This is a genomic window from Bacillus sp. SIMBA_008, from assembly GCF_046535495.1.
GTDB classification, from domain to species: domain Bacteria; phylum Bacillota; class Bacilli; order Bacillales; family Bacillaceae; genus Bacillus; species Bacillus subtilis.
Genome location: NZ_JAWRWL010001405.1, coordinates 1 through 230, shown reverse-complemented (window position 1 = coordinate 230; position 230 = coordinate 1). Strand labels below are relative to the sequence as shown.

General features: G+C 70.0%; 1 pseudogene. It reads left to right on the top strand.

The features are described 5' to 3' along the window. Positions 1 to 230, top strand: a pseudogene (locus tag SB658_RS28105) (hypothetical protein); the annotation flags it as partial.

Genomic DNA, 230 nt, shown 5'->3' with positions numbered 1-230 from the left:
CTGGCACGATCTCCGGTTCCCCGAAGGCGTCGCGTACGAGGATCAGATCGTCGCCCAGCTGATGTACACCCGGGCCCGTTCCTTCGACGTCATCCCCGACGTCGTCGTGCGCTGGCGGGTGCGCCCCGACGGCACCTCGATCACGCAGGGGAAGTCTCAGCTCCCGGTTCTGCGCGACTATCTCGCCGCCCTCCGCGGCGGCATCCGGGTGCTGCAGGACGCCGGCGAGC